Annotated in this window: 1 tRNA gene, 2 rRNA genes and 1 pseudogene (1 of these 4 running past the window's edge); 1 reads left to right on the top strand and 3 read right to left on the bottom strand. The window is 58.4% G+C overall.

What is annotated here, in order from left to right:
* The first annotated feature begins 203 nt into the window (after nt 1-203).
* Nucleotides 204-1,876: pseudogene (tnpC, locus tag ACP151_RS20890) on the top strand (IS66 family transposase).
* Nucleotides 1,877-2,039: 163 nt separating this feature from the next.
* Here the strand turns inward: tnpC and ACP151_RS20885 are convergent.
* The 3 genes from ACP151_RS20885 to ACP151_RS20875 all read right to left on the bottom strand — a co-directional run.
* Nucleotides 2,040-2,116, bottom strand: a tRNA-Met gene (locus ACP151_RS20885).
* A gap of 44 nt (nt 2,117-2,160) precedes the next feature.
* A 5S ribosomal RNA gene (rrf, locus tag ACP151_RS20880) occupies nt 2,161-2,275 on the bottom strand.
* Nucleotides 2,276-2,490: 215 nt separating this feature from the next.
* Nucleotides 2,491-3,181 (bottom strand): 23S ribosomal RNA (locus ACP151_RS20875); it runs 2,137 nt beyond the window's last position.

Here is a 3,181-nt window from a genome sequence, read left to right as displayed (position 1 = left end):
GCAAGATCAACCTGACGCCTGCTCAGCTGTCGATGCTTCTGGAGGGGATCGATTGGCGCCCTCTCGGCAGATTTGCGTTGCAAATCGCCTGCCGGATTAGAGTTGCCTCAGAAGACCTGGAAGCCGCTGACCGCCGGGAATTATCCCGCAATTGCAGAGCCGTAGGATTTCCAATCCGCCATAGCCGGGGTATATTCCGGCCCATGCTGGATGCGCCCAAAACATTGCCTTCCGATCCCGGTGAACTCCGCGAGACTGCGGAAGGTTTGCTTGATCTGGTGAAGGCGCAGGCGCTGAGGATCGCCAAGCTGGAACATCAGCTTGCGGGGCATAACCGGCACCGGTTCGGATCAAAATCGGAAAGTCTGGATCAGCTTCAACTCCGTCTGGAGGAAGACGAAACAGCGGCAGCGCAGGTTGCCGGCGAAGATGTTCCTGACGGAGATGCAGAGGGACAGAAGGCCAAACCCAAGCGCAAACCGCTGCCGCCCGAACTGCCCCGGATTGATCAGGTTCTGACGCCCGGCGAAGCCTGCACATGCGGCGGCAAGCTGCGGACCATTGCCGAAGATGTGACGGAAGAGCTGGAATATGTGCCCGGCCGCGTTCGCCATTGTGCTTGAACCAATGGCGCATCAATGGCTCACTGGTGAACCGTATTGTCCGCCCGCGCATGGCCTGCCGGGACTGCGACCGTATCGTTCAATCTGCGCTGCCATCCATTGCCCGGCAGGCGAATTGTCTTGCAATTCTGCCGGGAGGGGCGCCCGATTGAGCGCGGCCGTCCTGGGCCCGGCCTTTTGGCCCATGTGCTGGTCGGAAAATATGCAGACCACTGCCCTCTGTACCGGCAATCGCAAATCTACGGACGGGACGGGGTTGATTTGGACCGTTCCACCCTGGCGGATTGGGTTGGCCGCTCTGCCGCACTGTTGGAACCCTTGGCTGATGCCATCGGCCGTCATGTGCGCGCTGGCCAGGCCATCTTTGCGGATGACACCCCGATCAAAATGCAGGCCAAAGGCAAATGTGCCACGGCCCGCGTATGGGCCTATGTCCGTGATGAACGTCCTTGGGGCGGAGCTGATCCGCCTGCCGCCTGCCGCCTGGTACCGGTTCACCTCTAACCGCAAAGGCAAGCATCCCTCAGCGCATCTGGCCTGCTACAACGGCTGGATGCATGCCCCCTCCCGGGACATTGCTGCGCAATGCCCTGCCGGGCAGTGGATGGCTATACCGGCTTCAATAACCTGTACCGCTCTGGCGCTGTCAGCGAAGTTGCCTGCCTTCTCGGCAGCATGCTTCGCATGCGCCTGCCAGGTAAGACATGGCGCATATCCGTCGCAAGTTCGTCGATGTGTTCCAATCGCAGGGGCTGGCCGTGGCCGAAGAGGCGATCCGCCGGATTGCTGAGCTATACGCCGTGGAAAAGGACGCCCGCGGATTGCCGCCGCAAGGGCGCGTCCAACTGCGCCAATCCAGGTCAAAGCCGCTGCTCGATGATCTGGAGGCCTGGCTGGCCGCACAACTGGCTCGCATTCCGGGCAAATCCGAACTGGCCAAAGCGATCCGCTATGCCCTGACGCGGATGGCGAAACTGCGCCCCTATCTGGATCATGGCATCCTGGAGCTCGACAACAATTCCGCAGAGCGGGCGATGAAGCCAATTGCCATAGGCCGCAAGAATTACCTTTTTGTCGGCTCCGAAGGCGGCGGGAAAGCTGCTGCCATTGCCTATACTTTGATCGAAACCGCCAAGATGAACGGGGTAGATCCCCAAGCGTGGCTCACCTGGGTTTTGGCACAGATCGCGGATCATAAGATCACACGTCTGAACGAGCTCATGCCCTGGCGCTACGCTGCTGCCGCAGCGTAGCAGGCAACGCCGGATCTGTACCAGTTCGGCTTGGCTGGACGGTCACGAACGAAGCGCATCGTGGGCCTGGTCATTGCCTCGCAAATGGCCTCCACTGCCTAGCTCCAAACGCGTAAAGCCCCGCGGTTGCGGGACGTAAGGAGTTGTTTTATATAGTTGATCTTGGTTGCGGGAGTAGGATTTGAACCTACGACCTTCAGGTTATGAGCCTGACGAGCTACCTGGCTGCTCCATCCCGCGTCAGGGTATATTGATCGTTTAGAGAGATTTCTGGATTTTACTAGGTTTGGCGGTGACCTACTCTCCCAGGGCTTAAGCCCAAGTACCATCGGCGCGACAGTGCTTAACTTCCGGGTTCGGGATGGGACCGGGTGTTTCACTTGTGCTGTAGCCACCAAACCAAGAAAAATCCATATCCGACGACCTTGCGAAGCAAGGCTGATGAGCAGCAGGCGGCACATTTACAAAGTAGATGTGCGAGATACTGCCCGGCTGTTCTGTCACCGCGTATTTGCGGCAGGCAGAACAACCTGCGTCGGCTACAATCAACAGTCCAAGTCATTTTTTTGGGATGTTTGCTTTGTTTGGTTCCGTAACACTGTCTGTTACTGGATCAAATCAAGCCTATCGGGCGATTAGTACCGGTCAACTGAATGCATTGCTGCACTTACATCTCCGGCCTATCGGCGTGGTGGTCTTCCACGGCCCTCAGGGATACCTTGTTTTGAGGGGGGCTTCCCGCTTAGATGCCTTCAGCGGTTATCCTGTCCGAACATAGCTACCCTGCACTGCTGCTGGCGCAACAACAGGTCCACCAGTGGTTCGTTCACCCCGGTCCTCTCGTACTAGGGGCAACTCCTCTCAAGTATCCTACACCCACGGCAGATAGGGACCGAACTGTCTCACGACGTTCTAAACCCAGCTCACGTACCTCTTTAAACGGCGAACAGCCGTACCCTTGGGACCTGCTCCAGCCCCAGGATGAGATGAGCCGACATCGAGGTGCCAAACACTGCCGTCGATATGGACTCTTGGGCAGTATCAGCCTGTTATCCCCGGCGTACCTTTTATCCGTTGAGCGATGGCCCTTCCACGCGGGACCACCGGATCACTATGGCCGACTTTCGTCTCTGCTCGACTTGTCAGTCTTGCAGTCAGGCTGGCTTCTGCCATTGCACTCAACGAGCGATTTCCGACCGCTCTGAGCCAACCTTCGCGCGCCTCCGTTACTCTTTAGGAGGCGACCGCCCCAGTCAAACTACCCGCCACGCAGGGTCCCGGATCCGGATAACGGACCGCGGTTAG

This window comes from Leisingera sp. S232 (assembly GCF_049800895.1).
In the GTDB taxonomy this organism is placed as follows: domain Bacteria; phylum Pseudomonadota; class Alphaproteobacteria; order Rhodobacterales; family Rhodobacteraceae; genus Leisingera.
Note: the sequence above shows the minus strand (reverse complement) of the source record. Positions and strands in the feature narration are given on the sequence as shown.